At 71.3% G+C, this 24,220-nt stretch carries 27 protein-coding genes; 6 read left to right on the forward strand and 21 right to left on the reverse strand.

Annotated features, from left to right (window positions below; translation table 11 throughout):
• Positions 1 to 13: 13 nt before the first annotated feature.
• Both J2W45_RS06245 and J2W45_RS06250 read right to left on the reverse strand, forming a co-directional pair.
• Positions 14 to 1,375: a MinD/ParA family ATP-binding protein gene (locus tag J2W45_RS06245; protein ID WP_310129890.1), complete on the reverse strand. Its 1,362-nt coding sequence runs from the start codon at positions 1,373 to 1,375 to the stop codon at positions 14 to 16.
• Positions 1,376 to 1,484: 109 nt separating this feature from the next.
• On the reverse strand, positions 1,485 to 4,889 hold the full coding sequence (locus J2W45_RS06250; RefSeq protein WP_310129891.1) for a pyruvate carboxylase: 3,405 nt from the start codon (positions 4,887 to 4,889) through the stop codon (positions 1,485 to 1,487).
• Between the two features lie 79 nt (positions 4,890 to 4,968).
• Here J2W45_RS06250 and J2W45_RS06255 point away from each other — a divergent pair, with 79 nt between their 5' ends.
• On the forward strand, positions 4,969 to 5,778 hold the full coding sequence (locus J2W45_RS06255; protein ID WP_310134934.1) for a ParA family protein: 810 nt from the start codon (positions 4,969 to 4,971) through the stop codon (positions 5,776 to 5,778).
• A 142-nt stretch (positions 5,779 to 5,920) separates the two neighbouring features.
• Here J2W45_RS06255 and J2W45_RS06260 read toward each other — a convergent pair whose 3' ends face one another.
• From J2W45_RS06260 to J2W45_RS06290, 7 genes are all read right to left on the reverse strand, one after another.
• Positions 5,921 to 6,472 carry a MerR family transcriptional regulator gene (locus J2W45_RS06260; protein ID WP_310129892.1) on the reverse strand — a complete coding sequence of 184 codons (552 nt, stop codon included), beginning with the start codon at positions 6,470 to 6,472 and terminating at the stop codon, positions 5,921 to 5,923.
• Between the two features lie 133 nt (positions 6,473 to 6,605).
• Positions 6,606 to 7,295 carry a transcriptional regulator FtsR gene (gene ftsR / locus J2W45_RS06265; protein WP_310129894.1) on the reverse strand — a complete coding sequence of 230 codons (690 nt, stop codon included), beginning with the start codon at positions 7,293 to 7,295 and terminating at the stop codon, positions 6,606 to 6,608.
• Positions 7,295 to 7,801, reverse strand: coding sequence for an FHA domain-containing protein (locus tag J2W45_RS06270; protein WP_310129896.1), 507 nt, complete (start codon positions 7,799 to 7,801; stop codon positions 7,295 to 7,297). The genes ftsR and J2W45_RS06270 overlap by 1 nt, the downstream gene beginning before the upstream one ends.
• Positions 7,794 to 8,426: a CDP-alcohol phosphatidyltransferase family protein gene (locus J2W45_RS06275; protein WP_310129897.1), complete on the reverse strand. Its 633-nt coding sequence runs from the start codon at positions 8,424 to 8,426 to the stop codon at positions 7,794 to 7,796. Before J2W45_RS06275 ends, J2W45_RS06270 begins: the two co-directional genes overlap by 8 nt.
• A gap of 9 nt (positions 8,427 to 8,435) precedes the next feature.
• Positions 8,436 to 9,284: a DUF72 domain-containing protein gene (locus J2W45_RS06280; RefSeq protein ID WP_310129899.1), complete on the reverse strand. Its 849-nt coding sequence runs from the start codon at positions 9,282 to 9,284 to the stop codon at positions 8,436 to 8,438.
• Positions 9,284 to 9,682, reverse strand: a complete 399-nt coding sequence (locus J2W45_RS06285; RefSeq protein WP_310129901.1) for an RNA-binding S4 domain-containing protein — start codon at positions 9,680 to 9,682, stop codon at positions 9,284 to 9,286. Before J2W45_RS06285 ends, J2W45_RS06280 begins: the two co-directional genes overlap by 1 nt.
• Before the next feature lies 1 nt (position 9,683).
• Positions 9,684 to 10,166, reverse strand: a complete 483-nt coding sequence (locus J2W45_RS06290; RefSeq protein ID WP_310129903.1) for a hypothetical protein — start codon at positions 10,164 to 10,166, stop codon at positions 9,684 to 9,686.
• Positions 10,167 to 10,198: 32 nt separating this feature from the next.
• Between J2W45_RS06290 and J2W45_RS06295 the strand changes: the two genes are divergently transcribed.
• A complete protein-coding gene (locus tag J2W45_RS06295; RefSeq protein WP_310129905.1) occupies positions 10,199 to 10,705 on the forward strand; it encodes a hypothetical protein in 507 nt (168 codons plus the stop codon).
• Here J2W45_RS06295 and J2W45_RS06300 read toward each other — a convergent pair.
• Positions 10,627 to 11,460, reverse strand: a complete 834-nt coding sequence (locus tag J2W45_RS06300; RefSeq protein ID WP_463675610.1) for a DUF1295 domain-containing protein — start codon at positions 11,458 to 11,460, stop codon at positions 10,627 to 10,629. The genes J2W45_RS06295 and J2W45_RS06300 overlap by 79 nt on opposite strands.
• A gap of 96 nt (positions 11,461 to 11,556) precedes the next feature.
• On the opposite strand from J2W45_RS06300, the gene J2W45_RS06305 reads away from it, so the two are divergent.
• On the forward strand, positions 11,557 to 11,850 hold the full coding sequence (locus J2W45_RS06305; protein WP_310129910.1) for a hypothetical protein: 294 nt from the start codon (positions 11,557 to 11,559) through the stop codon (positions 11,848 to 11,850).
• A gap of 28 nt (positions 11,851 to 11,878) precedes the next feature.
• Here J2W45_RS06305 and J2W45_RS06310 read toward each other — a convergent pair whose 3' ends face one another.
• The 3 genes from J2W45_RS06310 to J2W45_RS06320 all read right to left on the reverse strand — a co-directional run bounded on the left by J2W45_RS06310 (position 11,879) and on the right by J2W45_RS06320 (position 14,544).
• Entirely contained in the window at positions 11,879 to 12,268 is a 390-nt protein-coding gene (locus J2W45_RS06310) for a VOC family protein (protein WP_310129911.1), read from the reverse strand.
• Positions 12,269 to 12,380: 112 nt separating this feature from the next.
• Positions 12,381 to 13,325, reverse strand: coding sequence for an Ig-like domain-containing protein (locus J2W45_RS06315; RefSeq protein WP_310129912.1), 945 nt, complete (start codon positions 13,323 to 13,325; stop codon positions 12,381 to 12,383).
• Between the two features lie 271 nt (positions 13,326 to 13,596).
• Positions 13,597 to 14,544 (reverse strand): DnaJ domain-containing protein, encoded by a 948-nt coding sequence (locus J2W45_RS06320; protein ID WP_310129913.1) that lies wholly within the window; start codon positions 14,542 to 14,544, stop codon positions 13,597 to 13,599.
• Between the two features lie 149 nt (positions 14,545 to 14,693).
• Here J2W45_RS06320 and J2W45_RS06325 point away from each other — a divergent pair, with 149 nt between their 5' ends.
• A complete protein-coding gene (locus J2W45_RS06325; RefSeq protein ID WP_310129915.1) occupies positions 14,694 to 15,074 on the forward strand; it encodes a glyoxalase superfamily protein in 381 nt (126 codons plus the stop codon).
• Positions 15,075 to 15,102: 28 nt separating this feature from the next.
• Here J2W45_RS06325 and J2W45_RS06330 read toward each other — a convergent pair whose 3' ends face one another.
• From J2W45_RS06330 to J2W45_RS06355, 6 genes are read right to left on the reverse strand one after another with little or no spacing between them, the layout of a single operon-like run.
• Positions 15,103 to 16,014 carry a prenyltransferase gene (locus tag J2W45_RS06330; protein WP_396427068.1) on the reverse strand — a complete coding sequence of 304 codons (912 nt, stop codon included), beginning with the start codon at positions 16,012 to 16,014 and terminating at the stop codon, positions 15,103 to 15,105.
• Positions 15,978 to 16,301, reverse strand: coding sequence for a lycopene cyclase domain-containing protein (locus tag J2W45_RS06335; protein ID WP_310129918.1), 324 nt, complete (start codon positions 16,299 to 16,301; stop codon positions 15,978 to 15,980). The genes J2W45_RS06330 and J2W45_RS06335 overlap by 37 nt, the downstream gene beginning before the upstream one ends.
• Positions 16,298 to 16,669, reverse strand: coding sequence for a lycopene cyclase domain-containing protein (locus J2W45_RS06340; protein WP_310129921.1), 372 nt, complete (start codon positions 16,667 to 16,669; stop codon positions 16,298 to 16,300). The genes J2W45_RS06335 and J2W45_RS06340 overlap by 4 nt, the downstream gene beginning before the upstream one ends.
• Complete coding sequence (gene crtI / locus J2W45_RS06345) at positions 16,666 to 18,258, reverse strand: phytoene desaturase family protein (protein WP_310129922.1); 1,593 nt, start codon at positions 18,256 to 18,258, stop codon at positions 16,666 to 16,668. Before crtI ends, J2W45_RS06340 begins: the two co-directional genes overlap by 4 nt.
• Positions 18,255 to 19,241 (reverse strand): phytoene/squalene synthase family protein, encoded by a 987-nt coding sequence (locus J2W45_RS06350; RefSeq protein WP_310129924.1) that lies wholly within the window; start codon positions 19,239 to 19,241, stop codon positions 18,255 to 18,257. The genes crtI and J2W45_RS06350 overlap by 4 nt, the downstream gene beginning before the upstream one ends.
• A complete protein-coding gene (locus J2W45_RS06355; protein ID WP_310129926.1) occupies positions 19,238 to 20,371 on the reverse strand; it encodes a polyprenyl synthetase family protein in 1,134 nt (377 codons plus the stop codon). Before J2W45_RS06355 ends, J2W45_RS06350 begins: the two co-directional genes overlap by 4 nt.
• Positions 20,372 to 20,444: 73 nt before the next feature.
• Between J2W45_RS06355 and J2W45_RS06360 the strand changes: the two genes are divergently transcribed.
• Positions 20,445 to 21,113 (forward strand): MarR family winged helix-turn-helix transcriptional regulator, encoded by a 669-nt coding sequence (locus tag J2W45_RS06360; protein ID WP_310129928.1) that lies wholly within the window; start codon positions 20,445 to 20,447, stop codon positions 21,111 to 21,113.
• On the opposite strand, the gene J2W45_RS06365 is transcribed toward J2W45_RS06360, so the two are convergent.
• On the reverse strand, positions 21,052 to 22,581 hold the full coding sequence (locus tag J2W45_RS06365) for an SDR family oxidoreductase (protein WP_310129930.1): 1,530 nt from the start codon (positions 22,579 to 22,581) through the stop codon (positions 21,052 to 21,054). The two genes, J2W45_RS06360 and J2W45_RS06365, sit on opposite strands and share 62 nt — an antisense overlap.
• A gap of 92 nt (positions 22,582 to 22,673) precedes the next feature.
• Between J2W45_RS06365 and J2W45_RS06370 the strand changes: the two genes are divergently transcribed.
• On the forward strand, positions 22,674 to 23,015 hold the full coding sequence (locus J2W45_RS06370) for a DUF7882 family protein (protein ID WP_310129932.1): 342 nt from the start codon (positions 22,674 to 22,676) through the stop codon (positions 23,013 to 23,015).
• 87 nt (positions 23,016 to 23,102) lie between these two features.
• Here the strand turns inward: J2W45_RS06370 and J2W45_RS06375 are convergent, their stop codons facing one another.
• Positions 23,103 to 24,014, reverse strand: coding sequence for a sigma-70 family RNA polymerase sigma factor (locus J2W45_RS06375; protein WP_310129933.1), 912 nt, complete (start codon positions 24,012 to 24,014; stop codon positions 23,103 to 23,105).
• Positions 24,015 to 24,220: the final 206 nt, after the last annotated feature.

The raw sequence follows: 24,220 nt of genomic DNA on the forward strand, positions 1-24,220 counted from the left end.
TTCGGACGTGTCCTCAGTCGCGCTCCGCCGGGAGACCCTCGACCACGAGGGCCGCCAGCGTCCGCGCCGAGAGGCGCGTCAGCGGCTTGAGGTCCTTCCACGACACCACGGAACCGGCGGCGAGCTGCGGGTCGTACGGGACACGGACGATCTCGCGCACCCGGGACCGGAAGTGCGCCTCGATCTCCTCGAGCTTCACCAGGTTGGTGGCGTGCGTCGCCGTGTTCAGCGCCACGACGGCGTTGCGCACCAGGTCGCCGTAGCCGTTCGCCTCGAGCCAGGTGAGCGTCTCGGAGGCGAGCCGCGCCTCGTCCACGCTGCCGCCGGAGACGATGACCAGCGAGTCGGCGCGCTGCAGCGTCGCGCGCATCACGGAGTGGACGATGCCCGTGCCGCAGTCGGTGAGCACGATCGAGTAGAACCGGGCCGAGAGGTCGGCGACGACGTTGTAGTCGTTCTCGTCGAACGCCTCGGACAGCATCGGGTCGGTGTCCGACGCGAGGATGTCGAGCCGCGTCTCGTCGCGCGAGACGAGCGAGGAGAAGTCGGTGAAGCCGCCGATGCTCGCGGCCTTGTGCACCACGTCCCGCACCGTCGACCGCGTCTGCCTCGGAACCCGCTCGGAGAGCGTCCCGCGGTCCGGGTTGGCGTCGATCGCGATGATGCGGTCCTCGCGGGCGGAGGCCAGCGCCATCCCGAGCAGCGTGGTCACGGTGGTCTTGCCCACGCCGCCCTTGCGGGTGAGCACCGGCACGAAGCGGGCGCCGCCCTCGAAGTGCTTCTGGATGCGGTGGTCGAGCTCCTTGCGCGCGCGCACCTTGGCCGAGTCGCCCAGGTTCACGGTCCGGAAGGTGACGTTGTAGACGAAGCGCTGCCACGGGCCCTCGGGGCCGGGGCGCGTCTTGCGGTTGACCTCGAGCAGGCGGTCGGCGGTCAGCATCGCGGCGGGCTCCGGCTGCGTGGAGTGCTCGCCGCGCAGGCGGTCGCGGCGGGAGCCGGCGTACGGCTCGCCGGCCGGAAGCGGCGCGGCGTCGGGGCCGTCCGCGGCGCGGGTCGCGTCCGCGCCGTCGGCGGCCTCGGGCGGGGTGGTCGCCAGGCGCGAGGCGACGATCGCGACCGACATGGTCGTCGGCTCGGTGGGCGAGGCGACGAAGCCCGGGTCGACCGGGACCTCGTCGATCGCCACGGCGGCCTCGTCCTCCGGGATCTCCGGCGGGGGCGCCGGCGGGAGGTCGACGGCGATGCTGAGGGTGGAGTCGACCTCGAGCGACGGGACCGGCTGGAAGGCGTCGGCCGGCGTCAGCTCGTCGTCGGCCGGCACGAGCTCGCGCGGCGAGCGCGGCTCGGGGGTGTCGGCGTCATGACCATTCGCCACGGCGTGCGTTCTCCTTCTGCTGCGGGCGGGTCCCGCGAATCGTCATTGTAGGCCGTCCCGCCGCCGGAGCGGCGGCGGGACGGTCACGGGGCCGGTGGACGGCGCCGTTTCAGGAGGGCTGGATGACCACGATCAGGTCGCCCGCATCCACCTGCTGGGTCTTCGGGATGGCGAGCCGCTCGATGGTTCCGGCGACCGGTGCGGTGATCGCCGCCTCCATCTTCATCGCCTCGATCGAGGCCACCGCCTGGCCGGCGGCGACCGCGTCGCCGACGTTCACCTGGAGGGTGACCACGCCCGAGAACGGCGCCGCGACCTGCCCGGGCTTGGCCGTGTCCGCTTTCTCGGCCGCTTTCGACTCGACGACGATGCTGCGGTCGCGCACGAACACCGGCCGCAGCTGGCCGTTGAGCGTGGTCATGACCGTGCGCATGCCCTTCTCGTCCGCCTCGCCGATGGCCTCCAGCCCGATGTACAGGCGGACGCCGCGGCTGAACTCGATGACGTGCTCTCCGCCCTGCGCCAGACCGTAGAGGTAGTCGAGCGTGTCGACCACGGAGAGGTCGCCGAAGAGCTCGCGCATCTGCTCGTAGATCCGGGTCGGGGCGGGGAACAGCAGCCGGTTCAGGGTGGCGCGGCGCTCGGCGCTGTCGCCCTCGAGGGCCGACGCGTCGTCCGCCGAGAGGTCCTCGACGCCGACCTTGACCGTCTTGCCCGCCAGCACCTTGGTGCGGAACGGCTCCGGCCATCCACCCGGCAGCTCGCCCAGCTCGCCGGCCATGAAGCCGACGACCGAGTCGGGGATGTCGTAGTTCTGCGGGTTCTCGGCGAAGTCGTCCGGGTCGGCCTTCACGGCCGCCAGGTGCAGGGCGAGGTCGCCGACGACCTTCGACGACGGGGTCACCTTGGGGATGCGGCCCAGGATGCGGTTGGCCGCGGCGTACATGTCCTCCACCAGCTCGAAGTCCTCGGCGAGCCCCAGCGCCTTCGCCTGCTGGCGCAGGTTGGAGAGCTGGCCGCCCGGGATCTCGTGCTTGTAGACGCGGCCGGTGGGACCGGGCAGGCCCGACTCGAACGGCCGGTAGACCTGGCGGACCGCCTCCCAGTAGGGCTCGAGGTCCTCGACCGCGCTCAGCGAGATGCCGGTGTCGCGCTCGGTGTGGGCGAGCGCGGCGACGAGGGCGGAGGCGCTGGGCTGGCTGGTGGTGCCGGCCATGGGGGCGCTGGCCACATCCACCGCGTCGGCACCGGCGCGGGACGCCGCGAGCAGCGTCGCGAGCTGACCGCCCGGGGTGTCGTGCGTGTGCACGTGGACGGGCAGGTCGAACCGCTCGCGGAACGCGGAGACGAGCTTCTCGGCCGCGCTGGGGCGCAGCAGGCCGGCCATGTCCTTGATGGCGAGGATGTGCGCGCCCGACTCGACGATCTGCTCCGCGAGGCGCAGGTAGTAGTCGAGCGTGTACAGGTCTTCGGCCGGGTCGAGCAGGTCGCCGGTGTAGCAGACGGCGACCTCGGCGATCGACGAGCCGGTGGCGAGCACGGACTCGATGGCCGGGCGCATCTGCGACACGTCGTTGAGCGCGTCGAAGATGCGGAAGATGTCGACACCGGTGGATGCGGCCTCGCGCACGAACGCGTCGGTCACCTGGGTCGGGTACGGGGTGTAGCCGACGGTGTTGCGGCCGCGCAGCAGCATCTGGATGTTGATGTTCGGCAGGGCCTCGCGCAGCGCGGCCAGGCGCTCCCACGGGTCCTCGCCGAGGAAGCGGAGGGCGACGTCGTAGGTCGCGCCTCCCCACGCCTCGACCGAGAGCAGCTCCGGCGTCATGCGGGCGACGTACGGCGCGACGGCGAGCAGATCGCGGGTGCGGACGCGGGTCGCGAGCAGCGACTGGTGGGCGTCGCGGAACGTCGTCTCGGTGACCGCCAGCGACTTCTGGGCGCGCAGCGCCTCGGCGAAGCCGGCCGGGCCGAGCTCGAGCAGGCGCTGACGCGACCCCGCGGGAGCGGGGACCGAGAGGTCGATCTTCGGGAGCTTCTCGGCCGGGTCGGCGCTCAGCGGGCGCGGGCCGTTCGGCTGGTTGACCGTGACGTCGGCGAGCCAGTTGAGCACCTTGGTGCCGCGGTCCTTGGAGGCGCGGCCCTTGAACAGCTCGGGACGCTCCTCGATGAAGGAGGTGGAGACGTTGCCGGCGATGAAGTCCGGGTCCTCCATGACGGCCTGCAGGAACGGGATGTTCGTGGCGACGCCGCGCACGCGGAATTCGGCCAGCGCGCGGCGGGCGCGCAGCACGGCGGCCGGGAAGTCACGGCCGCGGCAGATCAGCTTCGCGAGCATCGAGTCGAAGTGCGGGCTGATCTGGGCGCCCGGGTTGATCGTCCCGCCGTCGAGGCGGATGCCGGCGCCGCCCGGCGAGCGGTACGTCGTGATCTTGCCGGTGTCCGGACGGAAGTTCGCCGTCGGGTCCTCGGTGGTGATGCGGCACTGCAGCGCCGCGCCGCGCATGTGCACGGTCTCCTGGCTGAGGCCGAGGTCGGCGAGCGTCTCGCCGGCGGCGATGCGGATCTGCGACTGGACGAGGTCGACGTCGGTGATCTCCTCGGTCACGGTGTGCTCGACCTGGATGCGCGGGTTCATCTCGATGAACACGTGCTGGCCGGCGCGCTCCCCCGCGGTGTCGAGCAGGAACTCCACGGTCCCGGCGTTCTCGTAATTGATGGAGCGGGCGAAGGCGACCGCGTCGCGGTACAGCGCCTGGCGGATGTCCTCGGAGAGGTTCGGCGCCGGTGCGATCTCGACGACCTTCTGGTGGCGGCGCTGCACGGAGCAGTCGCGCTCGAACAGGTGCATGGTCTCGCCGGTGCCGTCGGCGAGGATCTGGACCTCGATGTGACGCGGGCGGAGCACGGCCTGCTCCAGGAACATGGTGGGGTCGCCGAAGGCGCTGTCGGCCTCGCGCATTGCCTCCTCGAGCGCGGGGCGCAGGTCGGCCTTGGTGGCGACCCGGCGCATCCCGCGACCGCCGCCTCCCGCGACCGCCTTGGCGAAGATCGGGAAACCGATCTCGTCGGCGCCGGCGAGCAGCTCCTCGATGTCGCGCGACGGCGGGGTGGACTTCAGCACCGGGACGCCCGCGGCGATCGCGTGCTCCTTGGCGGTCACCTTGTTGCCGGCCATCTCGAGGACCTCGGCGCGCGGGCCGATGAACGCGATGCCCGCGGCGCGGGCGGCCTCGGCCAGCTCGGGGTTCTCCGAGAGGAAACCGTAGCCGGGGTAGATGGCGTCGGCGCCCGACTCCTGCGCGACGCGGATGATCTCCTGCACGTCCAGGTAGGCGCGGACGGGGTGGCCCGGCTCGCCGATCTGGTAGGCCTCGTCCGCCTTCAGCCGGTGCATCGAGTTGCGGTCTTCGTAGGGGAAGACGGCGACCGTGCGAGCACCCAGCTCGTACGCGGCCCGGAAGGCTCGGATGGCGATTTCACCGCGGTTGGCAACGAGGATCTTTCGGAACATGGGGACCTTTCGAGCAGGGGTCGACACCACACAGCAAACGGTTAGGTTCTCTAAGACTAGTGAAGGTAACGTGGCTCTCGTGCACGTACTCAGCGTTAGCTCCCTCAAGGGCGGTGTCGGAAAGACGACGGTGACGCTCGGGCTGGCGTCGGCGGCGTTCGCCAAAGGCCTGCGGACGCTGGTGGTCGATCTCGATCCCCAATCCGACGTGTCGACCGGCATGGACATCCAGGTCGCCGGCCACCTCAACGTCGCGGATGTGCTCGCCTCCCCCAAGGAGAAGATCGTCCGCGCCGCGATCGCCCCGTCCGGCTGGACGAAGGGCCGCAGCGGCACGATCGACGTCATGATCGGCAGCCCGTCCGCCATCAACTTCGACGGCCCGCACCCGAGCATCCGCGACATCTGGAAGCTCGAGGAGGCGCTCGCCAACGTCGAGCACGACTACGAGCTCGTGCTCATCGACTGCGCACCGTCGCTCAACGCGCTGACCCGCACGGCCTGGGCGGCCAGCGACCGCGTCGCGGTCGTGACGGAGCCCGGCCTGTTCTCGGTGGCCGCCGCCGACCGCGCGCTGCGCGCGATCGAGGAGATCCGCCGCGGTCTGTCGCCGCGCCTCCAGCCGCTCGGCATCATCGTGAACCGCGCGCGCGTCCAGTCGCTGGAGCACCAGTTCCGCATCAAGGAGCTGCGCGACATGTTCGGTCCGCTCGTGCTCTCCCCTCAGCTGCCGGAGCGCACGTCGCTGCAGCAGGCGCAGGGCGCGGCGAAGCCGCTGCACGTCTGGCCGGGCGAGAGCGCGCAGGAGATGGCGCACAACTTCGACCTGCTGCTGGAGCGCGTGCTGCGCACCGCCCGCCTCGGCGAGTACGCGACCGTCCAGTCCTGAGCTCCCCCGCCCCACCGTCGAGTACACGAAAAGTGCACGGTTCGACGGCGCGCCGCGTGCACTTTTCGTGTACTCGACGGTGGGCGGAACGCTCAGGAGACCGGAGACCCCGAGAGGGGACGCGCGGGACGCGCGGAGCGCGTCAGGAGGCGCGGGTGCGGGCGGCGCGGCGGGCGGCGAGCTCGTCCATGGCGTCGGACTGGGTGTCCAGCTCGACGAGGCTCGACTCGACCTCGCGGAGGACCTTGCCGACCGCGATGCCGAAGACGCCCTGGCCGCGGCTGACGAGGTCGATGACCTCGTCGTTGGAGGTGCAGAGGTAGACGCTCGCGCCGTCGCTCATGAGCGTCGTCTGGGCGAGGTCGCTGACACCCGACTCGCGCAGCTGGTTCACCGCGGTGCGGATCTGCTGCAGCGAGATGCCGGTGTCGAGGAGGCGCTTCACGAGCTTGAGCACGAGGATGTCGCGGAAGCCGTACAGGCGCTGCGAGCCGGAGCCGGCGGCGCCGCGGACGGTCGGCTCGACCAGTCCGGTGCGGGCCCAGTAGTCGAGCTGGCGGTAGGAGATCCCGGCGGCGCGGGCGGCGACCGCTCCGCGGTAGCCGTTCACGTCGTCCATCTCGGGGAGGCCGTCGGTGAACAGGAGTCCGAGGTCGTAGCGGGCGACACCGTCGTCACGACTCAGTTCGCTCATGATGTTCGCCTCTCACCCGGGTAGTGGATCGCGCGTCGCAACCGCGCCGCTTCATCCACGGTACCCATGCGGCGGTCGCCGGGCAACGACATCCGCTCTTTCGGTTCCGGCGTGTCGAGGCCGGGGAGCCGCGTCACGGACGCAGCCGTGCGATGGAGGAGCGGATGATGCTGCCGCGCACCACATCCAGCTGCGCCGCGATCTCGCGGGCGAGCTCAGCCGTGCGGGCCTTGCTGCTGACGTCGTTCCGGCGCGCGATGGGGACGAGGGCCGTCTCGATCAGGCCGATCTCGCGCTCCGCGGCCGCGCGGAACCCGCGGAGGTGCCGCGGCTCGATGCCGCTGCGGCGGAGCTCCGCCAGCGCGCGCAGGACGGTCAGAGCCTCGTCGCCGTACACGTCGGCGGCGGGGAGCAGGGAGGCGCTCACCGCATCCTGGAGCAGCTCGGCGTCGGCGCCGGCCTCGCGCAGCAGCTCGTCACGACGGTAGTGCCGCGACCCGAGGATGGATCCGGCGGGCACGGTGCCGGGGAACGCCGGGTCGAGCCCCGCATCCAGGTCGGCGAAGTACTTCTTGATGACCTTCAGCGGGAGGTAGTGGTCGCGCTGCATGGCGAGCACGGCGCGCAACCGGTCGACGTCGGCCGGGGAGAACTTGCGGTAGCCGGACGCCGTGCGGGCGGGCGACACCAGGCCCCTCTCTTCGAGGAAGCGCAGCTTCGACGACGACAGGTCGGGGAACTCGGGCGTGAGCCGCGCGAGGACCTGGCCGATGCTGAGAAGGGCAGGAGCGTCGCCGGCGGCACGCTGTGCCGGCCGGGCCACTAGCCGTTCGCCGCTGCGGCGAGGTCGTGACGCGACGCGTAGAACGTGAGGCGGAACTTGCCGATCTGCACCTCGGCGGAGTCGGCGAGCTGCGCGCTCTCGATGCGGACGCCGTCGTAGTACGTGCCGTTCAGCGACCCCAGGTCGCGCACCTCGAAGGCGGTGCCACGGCGCGTGAACTCCGCATGACGACGCGACACGGTCACATCATCGAGGAAGATATCGGCGTTCGGGTGGCGGCCCGCGGAGGTAACGTCGGCGTCGAGGAGGAACCGCGCGCCCGCGTTGGGGCCGCGCCGCACGATCAGCAGGGCGGAACCGGACGGCAGGGCGGCGATGGCCTCCTGCTCCTCCGGCGACACCTCGCCCGACGGGTACATCTTCGAGATGAATTCCTCGCCGAACCGCGCGGTCGTGTCTTCGTTGCCCGCCGCGTCCCGCAGGGGGTTCCGGGCGGCGTCGTCGGCTCCGCCGGCTGCAGCGTTCGGGTCAATGTCTTCAGGCACCGTCAACCTCCTTGCGGTCCAGCGTATCCGATGGAGCGCCCCTGTCATCGGCCGGAAGTCGGATGACGCGCGCGGTCTCCCGGATGTAGACCACTCCGGCCCACCAGTAGAGGAAGGCGCCCCACAGCGCGAAGGCCCAGCCGAGGGGCAGCGAGAACGGCGCGATCGGGGCGAACGCCTCCCCCAGCATCAGCAGCGGGAGGGCCACGAACAGGCAGAACGTGGCCACTTTCCCGAGGTGGTGCACGGGGAGCGGGCCGAAGCCGTGGTTGGCCAGGATGACACCGAGGACGGCGAGCATCACATCCCGCGCGATGATCACGAGGAACAGCCACCAGGGGATGACCTCGCGCCAGCAGAGGCCGATCAGGGCCGCGAAGATGTAGAGCCGGTCGGCGGCCGGGTCGAGCAGCTGCCCGAGCCGGGACACCTGGTGCAGCCGCCGGGCCAGCCAGCCGTCGAGGAAGTCGGTGATGCTGGAGACGACGAGCACGAGCAGGGCGAGCCCGTCCTCCCCCGCCACGATGAGCCACAGGAAGACCGGGACCAGTGCGAGGCGGAAGAAGCTGAGGACGTTCGGGACCGTCCAGACCCGCGAACTCACGACCGCGCTGCCACCCTCCACGTTCCGAGTCTAGTGAGCGTCTCCCAGCGCGTGTGGACGGGGCGTCCAGGCGGCGAGCCGGTCGCGCAGTCCCATGGCGTCGTAGGGCGCCCGGACCTTCACGTCGTTGTCGAAGTAGGCGTAGACGTCCATCCCGTTCTCCAGCACCTCTCCGAGCTCCGCGGCCCAGCGGTCGAGGGACTCGTCGGTGTAGCCGCTGGTGTAGAGCTCCTCGTCCCCGTGCAGGCGGATGTACGCGAAGTCCGCGGTCAGCGTGCGGATCACGGGATAGCGCCCGGCGGTGTCGGCGAGCACGATCGCGACGCCGTGGCGGCGGGCGAGCTCGGCGAACTCCGGGACGTCGAAGGAGGTGTGGCGCACCTCGACCGCGTGCCGCAGCGGCCGTTCGGCGCCGGCGGCCGTGTGCGTCCGGTCCTCGTCGAGGGTGGTCTCCCCGGCCAGCGCCGCGGCCTCGGTGGTGGTGCGCGGCAGCATCCCGAGGAACGCGTCGACCGACTCCGCGTCGAACTGCAGGGTCGGCGGCAGCTGCCAGAGCAGCGGGCCAAGCTTGGGTCCCAGCGCCAGCACTCCGGACGCGAAGAAGTTGGCGACGGCGGTCCGCGCGTTCTTCAGTCGCAGGATGTGCGTGATGTAGCGGCCGCCCTTGACCGCGAACACGAACTCCTCGGGGGTGTGCTCGGCCCAGGTGCGGTAGCTGGAGGGGCGCTGCAGCGAGTAGAAGGAACCGTTGATCTCGATGGAGTCCAGCCGCTCGGATGCGTACTCCAGCTCGAGCCGGTGCGGCAGCTTGGGCGGGTAGAAGACGCCGCGCCACGGCGCGTACGTCCATCCCGAGATCCCGATGCGCGCGAGCGCCATCAGCGGCCCCGGAGCTGGTCCAGCAGCCGGCGTTCCCGCTTGGTGGGCCGGCCGGCGCCGCGCTCGCGGGTGACGGTCGCCGGGGTCTCGGTGCGCGGCGGCGGAGGCGGGGTGCGGTCCTCGAAGCAGTCCGCCGCGATCGCCGCCCCGACGCGCTTCACGATGAGGCGCCGCGCGATGTAGATGTGCTCGGTGCCGCCGGCGAAGGCGCGGACCTCGTCGCCGACGCGGACCGGCGTGGCCGGCTTCGCCCGCTCGCCGTTGACCTTGAGGTGGCCGGCCTTGCACGCATCCGACGCCGCCGACCGCGTCTTGAACAGGCGGACGGCCCACGCCCAGGAGTCGACGCGGACGCTGGAGCTCGCGCCCTGCGGGCCCGCCGCCGGTGTGCCGGGCACGTCAGACCGCCGCGGGGGCCTTCGCCGCGGCAGGCTCCACGGCGTCCTCCGACAGGGACGCCTTCCACTTCACCAGGCCGCGGACGGTGCGGCTGCGGTCGTTCGCCAGCTTCTCCATCACATCCGCCGGCACGAAGTAGTTGACCGCCACCCAGCCGCGCACGGTCTCCGACCGGTCGTCGGCGAGCATCCGCAGGATGTCGCACGGGGTCGCCTCGTTCTTCGCGACGCAGCCGCGGACGCCCTCGTCCGGGTCCCGAGCGAGCCTGAGGAAGAGGTCCTCCGGGGTGTGGTAGCTGCTCGCGACCGCCTCGCGGATCTTGGGGTTCGGGTCGGCGGCGAGGAGGCGCAGGCGGCGGAGCTTGCTCTCCGTCATCTCCGGCGCCGGGTGCAGCGCCGCGGCCTCCTCGGCGGTGAGCATCGCCGGCCGCTGGCTGCGCATGGCCTGGCGCTGGGCGGGGGTGTTGAAGCGGATGCACGACATATTCCCACCGTAGCCCGGGTTACCGTGATTGCATGGAAACTCTCCTCGCGCGGCTCGACCGCATCGCGGGAGGCCGCCACGCCGCCTACACCGTGCCCGACGAGGGCCGCGCGCACCCGCGCACGCGGCGCGCCTTCGCGGTGGTCGGCTGGCTGCTCGCCGCCGAGCTGGTGATCGGGCTGTCCGCCGTCGTCGTCGCCGTCGTGCTGACGCTGGACGGGGTGACCGTGGCGTTCCCGGTGTGGATGCGGTCGGTGATCGTGCTCGGGATGACGGTCACGCTGTTCTACTTCTCGTGGCGGGCGCAGAAGGGCTACTACTGGGCGTACTCGCGCCTCCGGCTGTTCGCCAAGATCTTCCCGGTCGTCACGCTGGTGATCGCCGCGATCCCGGGCCTGTACCCGCTGTGGATGGTGACCGAGCAGATCGTGTTCAGCCTCATCCTGATCGGCGTGGCCGACTACCTCGACTCGGACCACATGCGGGCGGTGTTCCCGCGGCCCGGGAACCAGGGCACCACCGGCGACGTGCGCGCCTGATACTCGGCGTACTCCGGGTACCGGGAGCGCGAGATGCTCTCGGTGAACACCGTGGAGCCGATGAAGAGCCCGGTGAGCAGCAGCGGGCCGATCACGGTCCACTGCAGCACCGAGCCGGCGGCGGCGCAGCCGAAGAGGAATACGACCCACCACTGCGCCTGCTCGAAGAAGAAGTTGGGGTGACGGGAGTAGCGGAACAATCCGGTCTGCAGGAAGCGCGGCTCCGGGGTCCGGCCGGCCGCCGTCTCCGCCTTCTTCCACTGGTGGAACCGCCATTGCTGCTGGTCGGCCACGGTCTCGCCGACGAGAAGGCCGAGGAAGACGACGGCGAGCACGATGTCGAGCGCGGACAGCGGCGTGCGGTGCTGGTACGCCGTCCACGCGGGGAGGGCGATCAGCAGCAGCAGGACGTTCTGGTAGATGACGATGAAGAACAGGTTGAACAGCTGGAAGGCGGCGGGCTTCATCCGGCCGCGCAGCACCTCCCAGCGGTAGTCCTCGCCGCCGGGCGCGTAGCCGCCCTTCCGCGCGAAGTTGAAGGTGAGGCGCGCACCCCACAGCGTGACGAGCACCGCCATCAGGTCGAGGCGCGCATCCGCGAGCCCCGCCGCTCCGGCGAAGACCCACACGTAGACGACCGGCACGATCGACCAGATGCGGTCGACCCAGGAGTGCTCCCCCGTGATGAGCGAGAGCACCCACGTCGCCGCGCAGACGGCGGCGAGGATCCACAGACAGACGATGAAGGGCTCCACAGGCACATCCTAGGGCGCTGGGTGTCCGTCGAATGCGCACCGGGGAATTCCCGTATTCCGCTCGACGCGGGTGCGGGAAGCGCCTACCGTACTGACGTGTCCGATTTCCAGGCCCGGACGTTCCGGGCGGTGCTGCTGCGAGACGATGGACAGGTGCCGCGCGTCCTGACGCTGCCGACCGAAGTGGATGTGCCCCCGAACCGCATCCGCGTGCCCGCCGACTTCGCCGGCGCGTCCGCCTTCGAGGTGTTCGAGCTGGCCGACGAACGCCGATGGCCGGAGGAGGCCACCTACCGGCTCGTATCGACCATCCCCCGGTCGACCGAGGACGTGTCGGACCCGCGCGGCTCCTCCTGGGACCTCGACGACAGCGACGGATCGCGCGCCTGATCCCCTGCCGCCGTCTCAAGGGACGGCGTCACTCCTGCAGGACCGAGAGCACGTTGCCCGCGGGGTCGCGGAACCAGGCGATGTCGGGGCCGCGGTTCTGCGACCGGCCGCGGAGCACGCCCTTGGCGTCGGTCGGCAGCGCCGGGTCGTCGTAGATCGCGGTGGCGACGCCCTTCGCGTTGAGGTCGTCCACCGCCCGGTCGATGTCGTCGACCACGAGGTTGAGGATCGTGAAGGTCGCGGGCACGTGGTCGTCCTTCGGGTAGATGAACACGAGACCACCGGCGGGGAGCTCGAGGTCGAGGTTGCCCATGGGGCCGTCGGAGATGCGGAGACCGAGCGTCTCGCCGTAGAAGGACTTCGCCGCGGCGAGGTCGTTCACGCTGAAGCCGCTGAAGATGTCGAGTGGGGTGACCATGGCGTCCACTCTGCTCGTGCTGGAGCGGCCGCGTCTAGAGGCTGCGCTCCCGTGAGGCTCAGACGAAGCAGCCGCCCGGCGAGATTCGCCGGGCGGCTGCAGAGTGGTGAGATCAGACGGCGGCGGTAGCGGTCGCCGCGCGCCGGCGACGAGCGAGCACGGTGCCACCCACGACGGCGCCCGCCAGGGCAAGCACACCCAGAGCCACAGCCGGATTCATGATCGGCAGCGGCTCGGTGTCGTAGGTCACCGGCGTGGAGGTGAGACCGTCCAACGTCTGCGTGATCGTCAGCGGAGGCTTCACGGTCGTCGGCAGCTTCCTTTTCCACGTACCATCGGGGTCTACGGGGGTTGTCCACAAAGCGCCGTTGTCGTCCGTGATGGTCACCGTCGCGCCGGCTTCGCCGGTACCTTCCAGGGTGTACTCGCCGGTCCCGTCCGGACCGGTTGCGTTCAGGTTCTCGACCGGTCCAGGGGCATCGAAGCTGAAGCTCGCGCTGGGTGCCCCGTTGGAGAGGCCTGCGTATGCCGTGTAGGTGCCGAGTACCTTACCCGACAGCGGGCCGGTGGTGACGACCGGAAGGTTGGTTCGCGCCGCTTCAGTGGATGCGCCGGGAGAGAAGTTCGATCCTGGGGTGTCCACCTTGTATCGGTAACTGTGAGTCCAGACCTTCCTGTCTGGAGACAGGGTGCATGACATGTCGAAGAAGGCGCCCGGCTGGTTGCGCCAGTCGCACGCTGTGGCACCGAATTCGATTCCCGCGGGAAGGGTGATCCTCCACGTCTGCGTGTCGCCGACGACGAAATCGACCCGGCCGCCTGGCGACGCTACGTCGTAAGGCCGGAAGGAGAGCGTGCCGAGCGTGCCCGGCTGGGAGAAATCGGTGGCGGGCGCTGACGGAGTCACCGAAAGCGCCCCGATTCCGCCGGTGGTCGTGCCACCGTTGATCGAGGTCGCGGCGCTGGCAGGGCCGGCGACACCGATGGCGAGGGCTGCTGCAGCGAGTGTGGCTGCTCCAGCCCCGAGGAGCTTGCGTCGGGTGGGTCTGATGCCCATGGTGGTTCCTTTCCGGAGGGCTGGTCAGCGAGAGAGAAGTGGTGCGCTACTCGCGATGACGGGGTAAGGGTTCGTTTCCCTGGGTCGAAGAAGAGCACTCCACCTGGGGGTGCTCGCACTGTTAGAGACGCGGCCGGGCGGGCGGGATGACGACCGCAAAGGGCTTCCCAGGGAATTCGCACCCGTAGTGCTCACCCATGTGCATCTTGGGTGCCAGTCGCTGCGAGGTCGCCGCCCAGCAGACGAGCCGAGAGCTGCGCTTCTGCGACGCTCAGACGAAGCGCACGGCCTCCTGGAGGCGCACGCGCAGTTCGAACGCTCGGTCGACGCTCTCCCGTCCGGCGGCGTTCGCGCCGTCGCGCAGCACGCGCGGCAGCAGCGAGCGGCGGACCACCATGGCGCCGTTCAGCCGGCCGCGGCGGATGACGTCGAACGGCACGTCGAGGTCGGCGTCCGGCACCACGACGATGAGGCCGGTGAAGCGGACGCCCGCCTGGCGGCCGAAGCTCTTCGCCGCGTGGTAGAGGTCGTGGAACGGCTCCTCGTCCGGCGCGATGCCGGGGCCGACGAGGTCGCCCTTCGCGAGCTTGACCGGTGCTCCCCAGTCGGCGGAGCGGACCGCGAACAGCCCGGCCGGCCCGAGCACGATGTGGTCGAGCTTGGCGTCGGTGCTGGGATGCACGGCCACGTCGTTCCAGATCGTGAAGCCGATCCCGAGCCCGGTGACGGCCCGGGCCGTCGCCTCCTCGGCGAGCGCCTCCGCCAGCAGCCGCCGGATCTCCAGCGGCGCGGAGCGCACGAGCGCCGGGTCGTACGGATCACGGTCGTCGGTGCCGCGCCCCATCCACTCGCGCATGAGGCCGAGGAAGCGCTCGCGGGCGCGACCGCCCGGGTGCCCGTAGCTGCGGGCGCGCACGGACGGTCCGCCCGAGCCGGCGCGGGAGGTGTGCACGGTCGCGCTGAAACCGCCGCCCGCCGAGTCGCCGGCCACCGCATCCACCGTGATGCTCTCGCCGCGGTCGTACCGGGCGCGGTCCTCGGGGTCGCCGATGAGCTCCCAGGCGTGCTGGACGGCCTGGAACGCGGCGGCGGTGCCGCCGGTGTCCGGGTGCGTCTCGCGGAGCAGCCGACGGTAGGCACGGCGGAGGTCGTCGTGACTGACGTCCGGGCGCACGCCCAGCACCTCGTACGGGGTGGGCGAGGCCGGTGAGTCGCTCATCGCGCGGTGATCGCTTTCGGTTCCAGTGGGCCGGTGGGATTTACGACCCTAGCGCGCCGATCCGCGAAATCGCCGAATTCCAATTGCGGCCGGAACCTGACCGCAAGCGCTCGTAGCCTGGAGTCACACCGAACAGGAAGGCACCGATCATGACCATCAGCGACTGGCGCATCGAGCTCATCATCCTCCCCGTCACCGACGTCGACCGGGCGAAGGCGTTCTACGTGGACGCGCTCGGCTGGAACGCGGACCACGACCAGCGGGTCTCGCCCGAGCTGCGCTTCGTGCAGGTGACCCCTCCCGGGTCGGCGTGCTCCATCGCCTTCGGCCAGGGGCTGACCGACATGACCCCGGGCACCATGAAGGGCCTGCAGATCGTGGTCCCGGATGCGGACGCCGCCCTCGCGCACCTCACCGAGCGCGGCATCGAGGCGCGCGGAGTCGCCGACCTCGCGTGGGGCCGCTTCGTCGACTTCGCCGACCCCGACGGCAACGCCTGGACGCTGCAGCAGCTTCCGAAGCGCGACTAGCGCAGCGGCGCGCGCATCCCGGACCGGGTCAGCGCAGCGACGCGTACAGGATGAGCAGCAGCGTGACGAGGAACCCGCAGGCGTAGTTGATCCAGAGGAAGCGCCGCCAGCCGCGGTTCGCCTCGCTCGCCCGCTCGTCCGGAACCGACCAGAACGGGGCGGCCGTCGCGATGTAGGGCAGGGCGAGCACCGCGGCCAGCGGGCCCGGCCACGGCGTGAACAGCATCGCGACGCCCGCGAGCGCCCAGGCGGCGATCGCCAGCCGGACGGTCGCCGCCGCTCCGATGGCGGTCGCGACGGACGAGATGCCGCCCTCCCGGTCGGGCACGACATCCTGGACCGCACCGAAGGCGTGGCTGCCGATCCCCCACAGGAAGAACGCGAGCAGCACCAGCCAGAGGCCGGGCGTGAACACGGCGCCGGCGAGCACCAGGCCGTACAGCGCGGGGCTCACGAAGTGGGTGCTGGAGGTCACCGAGTCGAGGAACGGGATCTCCTTGAACCGCAGGCCCTTCACCGAGTACGCGACGACGGCGAACAGCGAGACGGCGAGCACCAGCCAGGAGAGCGGCGACCCGACGGCGACGAGGTAGATCACGAAGGGGACCGTGGTGACCACGGCGGCGATCAGCGTCCTCCGGTGGGAGGAGCGGTCGAGCAGTGCGCCCTCCGCGCCGCCCTTGCGCGGGTTGCGCAGGTCGGACTCATAGTCGAACACGTCGTTGATCCCGTACATCGCCAGGTTGTACGGGATGAGGAAGAACACCGTGCCGACGACGAAGGTGACATCGATCCGGCCGGTCGTCAGCAGGTACGCGGCGGCGAACGGGAAGGCCGTGTTGATCCAGCTGAGCGGGCGCGAGACCAGCAGCAGCTGCCGGAACGGGGCCGGAGCCACGGCGGTCACGACCTGCTCCCGCGTCGGCGGGTGAGCAGCCACAGCGCGGGCAGCAGGAGGAGCGCCGCCAGCGGGTACGCGAAGTCCTCCACCGGGACGAGCCCCAGCTTCACGCCGGCGATGTGCGCATCCGCGTAGGTCATGAATCCGGCCACGATCATGACGTTATCGAAGACGGCGGTCAGCACCAGCACGACGACGCCAGCGATGAGGACCGGGGCCCACCAGCGGCGCACCAGCCGGGCGCGGTCCGGCGCCAGGGCGAGCGCGACGGCCAGCACGGCCGCCGCCACGAGGAGGAAGACCAGGCTGAGCAGGAGGTAGGTCATCCGCCGCTCCCCCGCCGGACGGGCGACGCGTCGACGGCGTCGGTGCTCCCGGGCGCGGGCCGGTCGAGCAGCCGGCGGACGCCGAAGATCAGCACGAGCGTCAGATAGCAGAGGAAGAGCAGGAAGAAGACCTCCTCGAGCGGCAGCTCGGGCGCCACGACGATGCCGGTCATGAACCGGGAGCCGCCGCGTTCGAACACGCCGAGGGCGATGCCCGCGACATCCCACGCCAGGAAGAACACCAGGCCCAGCGCCAGCACGATGGTCGCGCGCCGCGCATCCCGCCAGAACACCAGCCGGAACCGCGCGTCGAGCAGCACCATCGCCCCCAGCGCGACCAGGAGGCACGCCAGGTAGACGATGCTCACGACACGCGCTCCGCCTGGGGCGTCGGGAGCGGCTCGGGCAGCGGGCCGCCGCTGCCGTCCCCGCGGAGCCGCTTGACCACGAGCTCCGCGCTGATCAGGCACATCGGCAGGCCGATGCCGGGGATGGTCGAGCACCCGGCGTACAGCAGGCCGTCGACCTTCTTCGAGGCGTTGCCGGGCCGGAAGAAGGCGCTCTGGCGCAGCGTGTGCGCAGGCCCGAGGGCACCGCCGCGCCACGCGTTGAACTCGGAGGCGAAGTCCTCCGGGCCCACGGTGCGGCGCAGCACAATGCGGTCGGCGAGGTCCGGGATGCCCGCCCACGCGGAGATCTGCCGGATCGCGGCGTCCGCGGCTCGTTCGATCGCCCGGTCGCCCGCGCCGTCCATCCCGCCCGCGCCGAGCGAGACATCGGCGGGCACGGGGATGAGCACGAACAGGTTCTCGTACCCCTCCGGGGCGACCTCCGGGTCGGTCTCGCTCGGCATGCAGACGTACAGGGACGCCGGGTCCGGGATGCCCGGGTCGGGGCCGTAGATCGTCTGGAAGTTGGCCTCCCAGTCGGTGGTGAAGAACAGGTTGTGGTGCGTCAGCTGCGGCAGCCGACCGCGCACGCCGAGGTACGCGAGCACGACGCCGGGGCCCGGGTCGCGCCGCTCCCACGCGTTCTCCGGATGCGTCCGCAGCGACGGCGGGAGCAACTGGGTCTCGGTGTGGTGCAGGTCGGCGGCGGAGACGACGATGTCGGCGTCGAGCGTGTGCTGCGCGCCCGCCGCATCCCGGTAGTCCACTCCGCGGGCATGGGCTCGCTTGCCGTCCTGCGCGGTGCGGATAGCCGTGACCCGCGCACCCGTGACGATGCGGGCGCCGGCCTCCTCGGCCAGTGCCGCGATACGGTCGATCAGCTCGGTGAAGCCGCCCAGCGGGTAGCGGACGCCGTCGTCGAGGTCGAGGTGGCTCATCAGGTGGTACATGCTCGGCGCCTTGCCGGGCGAGGTGCCCAGGAAGACGGCCGGGTAGCCGAGCACCTGGCGGAGGCGGTTGTCCTGGACGAAGCCCGCCGCGTAGCGGTCGAGCGGCTCCAGCAGCAGCCGGGCCAGGCGCGGGAGCCGGCGGAGCAGGTCGGGAGCGAACAGCGGGCGCAGGTCCGCGAAGGTCGAGTAGAGGAAGCGGTCGACCGCCATCCGGTACGTGTCCTCGGCGCCCGCCAGGTAGCGGTCGAGCGCCGCGGCGGCCCCCGGCTCCTCGTTCTCGAACACGGCGCGGTTGGCCACGCCGTCGGCGCGGATGTCGAGCGGAGGGCGGCCGTCCTCGGAGAAGACGCGATATCCGGGGTCGAGCGTGACCAGGTCGAGCTGCTCGGCGGTCGAGGTGCCCATCAGCCGGAAGAAGTGGTCGAAGACCTCCGGCATCAGGTACCAGGAGGGCCCTGTGTCGAAGCGGAAGCCGTCGTGCTCCCAGGACCCCGCGCGTCCACCCAGCGTGCGGTTCTGCTCCAGCATGGTGACGGCGTAGCCCTCGCGCGCGAGCAGCGCCGCGGTCGCGAGGCCGGCGATGCCGCCGCCGACGACGACGACGCGCTGCCCGGTCATGATGTCGGCCCGGCGTCGTGCGCCTCCGGCCGGGCGGCCGAGGCGGGGACGATGGCGGCGACGCGTCCCGCCGACGCGGAACCGCGCGGCACGGCGGCGGCCGCGGTGGCGCGGGCGAGGATGGCCAGCTTGACCCGCGTCGGCACGCTCACCCGGCGGGTGAGCAGCTCGGACGCGGGCGTCGCGCGGATGCGGTCGCTCAGCTCGGAGAACAGGCCGTGCGCCGCGGTGATCGCGCGCCGGCAGTTGCCCGGCAGCTCCGGGATGACGTCGGCGGCGGCCCCGAGGTCGCAGTCGATGTCCACGACGAGCGCCAGCTTCTGCCGCTCGGTCAGGCGAGCCGGGTCGATGCCCGGGAAGTAGCTGCGCCCGAGCTCCGACCAGTCGACCGCGAGGTCGCGCAGGAAGTTGATCTTCTGGAAGGCCGCGCCCAACCGCCGGGCGCCCGCCTCGAGCCGGAGCCGCACGTCGTCCGGGACGGGCGCGTCGGCGAGGAACACCTTGAGGCACATCAGCCCGATGACCTCGGCGGAGCCGTAGACGTAGTCGCGCAGCTCGTCCGCGCTGAAGTCGACCGGGCTGAGGTCGCGGCGCATGGAGGCGAAGAACGGACGGGTGAGGTCGACCCCGATGCCCGACGCACGGGCGGTGACGGCGAACGAGTGGACCACGACGTTGGCGCTGTAACCGGTGCGCATCGCCCGCTCGGTGTCCGCCTCCAGGGCGTCGAGCAGCTCGCGCTGGTCGTCGACGCTGAGGCCGGCTTCGGCCGCGGCGCCGTCGACGATCTCGTCGGCGACCCGGACGAGGGCGTAGACGTCCTCGACCTGCGGGCGGATGCGCTGCGAGAGCAGGCGGGTGGCCATCCCGAACGAGGTCGAGTACGCGTGGATGATGGTGGCCGCACCGGCGTGCGCCGCACCGGTGTAGGTGGTGAGGTCGGTCGGCGGTGTGCCCGCCGGGGCTTCCGGTGCGCGAGTCATGCGATCCTCCCGATACACGAGCGTGCCACGTCGGTCAGGGGTTGCGATAGCGAGGCCGGGATGGATGGGCTCTGCAGCAGCGCGATGGCGCGGTCGACGTGGTCGGCCAGCAGGCGCTCGACGAACGCCCGGGCGCCGCACTCCTCGAGCACGGACGCCAGACGCGCGGCCTCGTGCGGGGCGAGGTCGGAGCGGCCGAGCGACGGGGTGACGTCCTCCCAGCGGGCGGTGCCGCGCGCGAATGCGATGAGCGAGGTCTCCTTGCCCTGGCGCAGGTCGCTGACGATGCTCTTGCCGGTCACGTCCTCACTGCCGAAGACGCCGAGCAGGTCGTCGCCGAGCTGGAAGGCGATGCCGACCAGGCGGCCGTACTCGGCGAGCGGCGCCAGGAGGTCCTCGCCGCCGCCGGCCAGGAGCGCGCCGGTCATGAGCGGTCCGGCGACGGAGTAGGCGGCCGTCTTGTGCTCGGTCATGGCCAGCACGTCGTCCAGCGACGGCGACTCCGGCCCCATCCGCTCGGCGAGCGCCACGTCGGCCAGCTCGCCGGCCGCGGTGACGAAGACGCCGTGGTCGAGGATCTCGAGCAGCCGCTCCCGCGTCCACTCGTCGGCGTCGACGCGCGCGAGAACCGAGGCGGCGGCGTGCAGCAGCAGGTCTCCGGCGAGGATGGCGCCGGCCTCGCCCCAGCGGCGGGCACGGACGGATTCCACGCCGCGCGACGTGGCGTCGGAGGCGAACGCGCCGACGACGTTGGGGCGCCCGCGCCGCATGGTGTCGCCGTCGATGACGTCGTCGTGCAGCAGGAAGGCGGTGTGCAGCAGTTCGTAGGCGACCGCGGCGGTGCAGGCCGCGTCGTCGTCGGTGCCGCCGAGTCCGCGGAAGGCGGTGAGGACGAAGCGGGGGCGGATGCGCTTGCCGCCGTCGGCCGCGTCGCGCGCGCTCTCCCACAGCGTGCGGTACGCGGGCGCGTATGCGGCGGCGGAGGAGATGCGGGCGGCGAAGAATCCGGAGAGCCGGGATTCGACCTCGGCGAGCGCCGCGTCGATGGTCGATGCCGCGGCGGGAGTCCGCGCTCCGCGGGCCAGGCCGCGCTCGACGGGAGTCCGTGTTTCGGGGTGCAGCTGTGTCATGCCGGGCTCCCTTGTCTAGCTTGGGTAGCAAATAACTTAGCACGCTTCTTACATTCAGGAATAGGATGTCGGCATGACTCCGGCCAGGGACGACGCGCACAGCGACGCTCGACGCATCTCCGCATCCCTCACCGACCCCCGGATCATCGACCCACGCCAGGAGCTCGTCCGGCACGACGACCTCAGCGAGGAGGAGCTGGCGCAGATCGTGCGGCTGCTCGCCGCGATGCGCGAGTGGCGCGACGCCGACCAGCGGCTGAGCTTCGCCTCCCGCACGCACATGAAGCTCAACGAGACCGACATGCGGGCGCTGCGCTACATCATCGCGTCGATGAACAGCGGGGTGCCCGTGACTGCCGGAGCGCTGTCCGACCACCTCCACATCTCCACCGCATCCACCACCAAGCTGCTGGACCGCCTGGAGCGGGCCGGGCACGTCGAGCGCCGGCCGCACCCGACCGACCGCCGCGCGGTCACCGTCGAGATCACGCCGGAGACGCACCGCGAGGTGCGCCGGACCATGGGCCTGCAGCACGCCCGCCGCTTCGAGGTGGTGCGCTCGCTCAGCCCGAAGGACCGCGAGACCGTCACCCGCTTCCTCCAGGACCTGAGCGCGACGACGCTGGCCCAAGCCGCGGAACCACTGGCGGCGGAACCGCTGCAGGAGCAGCCGCTTCCGGCTACGCCGGAGTCGACCGCTCTTCCGGCCGCGGAGACGGCTCCGGACGCGTCACGCGGCTAGCCGCCTTCGGGTGCTCCGCCTCGTAGACGATGCGGTTGGCCATCCCGTTGAACACGATCCCGTGGAACGGCAGGATCGCGAACCAGTAGAGCCGGCCGGAGAGTCCGCGCGGGAAGAACACCGCGCGCTGGCGGTACTCCGAGCCGCCGCCCTCCCGCGGCCGCACCGACAGCTCGAGCCACGCGCGCCCGGGCACCCGCATCTCGGCGCGCAGCCGCAGGCTCCTCCCCCGTTCGATCCGCTCCACGCGCCACCAGTCGAGGGCGTCGCCGGTGTTGAGGTGGTCGGCGTCGCGCCGCCCGCGGCGGAGCCCGACGCCGCCGACCAGCTTGTCCGCCCAGCCGCGCAGCGCCCAGGCGAGCGGGAAGGAGTACCAGCCGCGTTCGCCGCCGATCCCCTCCACCACCCGCCACAGCAGCTGGGCGTCGGCCGTGGACTCGCGCTCGCGCAGGTCGGTGTACACCGTGTGCCCCGACCAGTCCGGGTCGCTCGGCAGCGGGTCGCTGGGGGCGCCGGCGACCGAGGCGTCCTGCCAGCTGGTCTCCACATCGCCGGAGCGCTCCCGCGCCAGAGCGAGCCGGACCGATCGCCGGTAGCCGGTCAGCCCCTCGGGCGGCGGCGGGATGACCGCGTCGATGTCGTGGTCGCGCATCACGCAGTCGTACTGCAGCGACTCGATGATCGGCACGGCCAGGCTGCGCGGGATGGGCGTCACCAGGTTCACCCACTGCGACGCCAGCCAGGGGGTGAACACCGGGAGGGAGGCGATCGGCCGCTGCGGAAGGCCCGCCTCCAAGGCGTAGGCGTTCATCATCTGCCCGTAGCGCAGGATGTCCGGGCCGCCGATGTCGAAGACACGCGACACCTCCGGGGGCAGGTCGGCGGCGGCGAGCAGGTAGTGCAGCACGTCGCGGATGGCGATCGGCTGGATGCGATTCCGCACCCAGCGCGGCGCCGGCATGTAGGGCAGCACCTCGGTGAGGTGCCGGATCATCTCGAACGACGCCGATCCCGAACCGATCACCACGCCGGCCTGCAGCACGATCGTCGGCACTCCGGAGTCGAGCAGGATGCGTCCCACGGCGACGCGGGAGCGCAGGTGACGCGAGAGCTCGCCGTCGGGATGCAGCGCGCCGAGGTACACGATCCGCCGGACCCCGGCGGCGCGGGCCGCGCCGGCGACGGTCCGCGCGGCGTCCGCCTCCTCCTCGTCGAAGTCGCCACGCGCCCGCATCGAGTGCACGAGGTAGTAGACGACGTCGACGTCCGCCACCGCCCGTTCGACGGCGGCGGGATCGTGCAGGTCGCCCTCGACGACCTCCACGTCGCCCGCCCAGGGCACGTCGGTCAGCTTCTGCGGCGAGCGCGCCAGCACCCTCACCGTGTGGCCGCGGGCCAGCAGCCGCGGCACCAGCCGCCCGCCGATGTAGCCGGTCGCACCGGTGACCAGGACGCGTGAGGGAGACATGGCCGTACCCTACGCCCGCCTCCCGGCGAAACGGTGTTCGCGCAGCGAACGCCGGTACGGGGATTCCCTGAACGTCAGGTACGTTTTTCGTCATGGGCAAGCTCATCTACGGCGGGACCACCGAGATCGGTTTCGAGGACCGGGTCCTGGCGCACCTGCAGATCGTGATCGGGCTGAAGCTCCGTCGCAAGGAGGGGTTCTTCTTCTCCTGGCGCGACGAGCAGAGCGTGGGCGACGGCCGCAGCGCCATCTGGATCGACCCGGCCATCCCCCTGCTGTTCCGCTACAGCGGAGGCCGCCCGCCGCGCATCAACAAGGCGTGGCTCGAGCAGCTGACGCTGTCGTCGAACAGCTCGCAGGGCCTGCAGCTGACCGAGGAGATCGGAGCGCTCGGCGCCGACGAGGTGGATGCGGACTCCGGCGTCGGCCGCTGACCGCTGCCGCATCCCGAGACGACCGCGAACAGAGGAAGGCCCCGCACCGTTGGGTGCGGGGCCTTCCCGGTCGTCAGGCTGCCGGTGTCAGCGGAGGTACTCCAGCAGCTCCGGGCAGCGCAGGCGCTTGAGGCTGCGGGTCTCCAGCTGGCGGACGCGCTCGCGGGTGATGCCGTAGACCTCGCCCACCTCGTCGAGCGTCATCGGCTTCTGGCCGTCGAGGCCGAAGCGCATGCGCACCACCTTGGCGTCGCGGGGCGGCAGCTCGCGGAGGCGCTCCTCGAGGTCGCGGTGGCGGAACTCCACCTCGACGGCCTCCGGCGGGCCCGGGAAGTCGTCGTCCTCGATCAGGTCGCCGAGCTCGGCGCCCTCGTTCTCGCCGACCGGCACGGCCAGCGAGACCGTCTCGGAGTCGCTCATCTGCAGCTTGTGCACCTCGGCGGGGTCGAGGTTCGACGCCTCGGCCATCTCCTCCAGGGTGGGCGTGCGGCCGAGCTCTCCGCCGAGGTCGCGGCGGATGCGGTCCAGCTTGTCGATCTTCTCCACGGTGTGCACCGGGATGCGGATCAGGCGGGCCGTGTCGGCGATGCCGCGCAGGATGGACTGGCGGATCCACCAGGTGGCGTACGTGGAGAACTTGTTTCCGGTGCGGTAGTCGAACTTCTCGACCGCGCGCACCAGGCCGAGGTTGCCCTCCTGGATCAGGTCCATCACCGGCAGCCCGCGGCCGGCGTAGCGCTTGGCGATGCTGACCACCAGGCGCAGGTTGGCCTCGATGAAGCGCTCGAACGCACGCTTGCCGTCATCGGCGAGGTACTGCAGTTCGCGCTTCTCGCGGGGCGTCAGTCCGGGGCGGACCGCCAGGCGCTCCCCGGCCAGCACTCCCACCTCGATCCGCTTGGCCAGCGCGACTTCCTCGTCGGCGGTCAGGAGGCGGGTGCGGCCGATCGCGTTCAGGTAGTCGCGTACCGGGTCGTTGGTCACTTCGAGCGTCGTCATCGTGTCATCCCATTCAGCCCGTGTACTCACGGGCACAGCCGTTGGTGCTCTCAGTTCGGGTGTCCGTTCGGGCTCTTGTGGAGTCCTCCCGGTCGTTAGCCACGATAAGCAATGCCCCCCTCCTCCCAACAAGGGGTTGACAGTTGCGCATCGCGTAGGCTAGCCGTTCGCAAAGCGCACAAAACCGCGTTTGTCAAGGCTCTATG

Source organism: Leifsonia shinshuensis, assembly GCF_031456835.1.
In the GTDB taxonomy this organism is placed as follows: domain Bacteria; phylum Actinomycetota; class Actinomycetes; order Actinomycetales; family Microbacteriaceae; genus Leifsonia; species Leifsonia shinshuensis_C.

Bases quoted from the DNA above. Each gene is read 5' to 3' on its own strand.
- J2W45_RS06250 (WP_310129891.1), bottom strand. From the start codon at position 4,889: ATGTTCCGAAAGATCCTCGTTGCCAACCGCGGTGAAATCGCCATCCGA.
- J2W45_RS06260 (WP_310129892.1), bottom strand. From the start codon at position 6,472: ATGAGCGAACTGAGTCGTGACGACGGTGTCGCCCGCTACGACCTCGGA.
- J2W45_RS06280 (WP_310129899.1), bottom strand. From the start codon at position 9,284: ATGGCGCTCGCGCGCATCGGGATCTCGGGATGGACGTACGCGCCGTGG.
- J2W45_RS06290 (WP_310129903.1), bottom strand. From the start codon at position 10,166: ATGTCGTGCATCCGCTTCAACACCCCCGCCCAGCGCCAGGCCATGCGC.
- J2W45_RS06295 (WP_310129905.1), top strand. From the start codon at position 10,199: ATGGAAACTCTCCTCGCGCGGCTCGACCGCATCGCGGGAGGCCGCCAC.
- J2W45_RS06310 (WP_310129911.1), bottom strand. From the start codon at position 12,268: ATGGTCACCCCACTCGACATCTTCAGCGGCTTCAGCGTGAACGACCTC.
- J2W45_RS06315 (WP_310129912.1), bottom strand. From the start codon at position 13,325: ATGGGCATCAGACCCACCCGACGCAAGCTCCTCGGGGCTGGAGCAGCC.
- J2W45_RS06320 (WP_310129913.1), bottom strand. From the start codon at position 14,544: ATGAGCGACTCACCGGCCTCGCCCACCCCGTACGAGGTGCTGGGCGTG.
- J2W45_RS06325 (WP_310129915.1), top strand. From the start codon at position 14,694: ATGACCATCAGCGACTGGCGCATCGAGCTCATCATCCTCCCCGTCACC.
- J2W45_RS06335 (WP_310129918.1), bottom strand. From the start codon at position 16,301: ATGACCTACCTCCTGCTCAGCCTGGTCTTCCTCCTCGTGGCGGCGGCC.
- crtI (WP_310129922.1), bottom strand. From the start codon at position 18,258: ATGACCGGGCAGCGCGTCGTCGTCGTCGGCGGCGGCATCGCCGGCCTC.
- J2W45_RS06350 (WP_310129924.1), bottom strand. From the start codon at position 19,241: ATGACTCGCGCACCGGAAGCCCCGGCGGGCACACCGCCGACCGACCTC.
- J2W45_RS06355 (WP_310129926.1), bottom strand. From the start codon at position 20,371: ATGACACAGCTGCACCCCGAAACACGGACTCCCGTCGAGCGCGGCCTG.
- J2W45_RS06360 (WP_310129928.1), top strand. From the start codon at position 20,445: ATGACTCCGGCCAGGGACGACGCGCACAGCGACGCTCGACGCATCTCC.
- J2W45_RS06365 (WP_310129930.1), bottom strand. From the start codon at position 22,581: ATGTCTCCCTCACGCGTCCTGGTCACCGGTGCGACCGGCTACATCGGC.
- J2W45_RS06370 (WP_310129932.1), top strand. From the start codon at position 22,674: ATGGGCAAGCTCATCTACGGCGGGACCACCGAGATCGGTTTCGAGGAC.
- J2W45_RS06375 (WP_310129933.1), bottom strand. From the start codon at position 24,014: ATGACGACGCTCGAAGTGACCAACGACCCGGTACGCGACTACCTGAAC.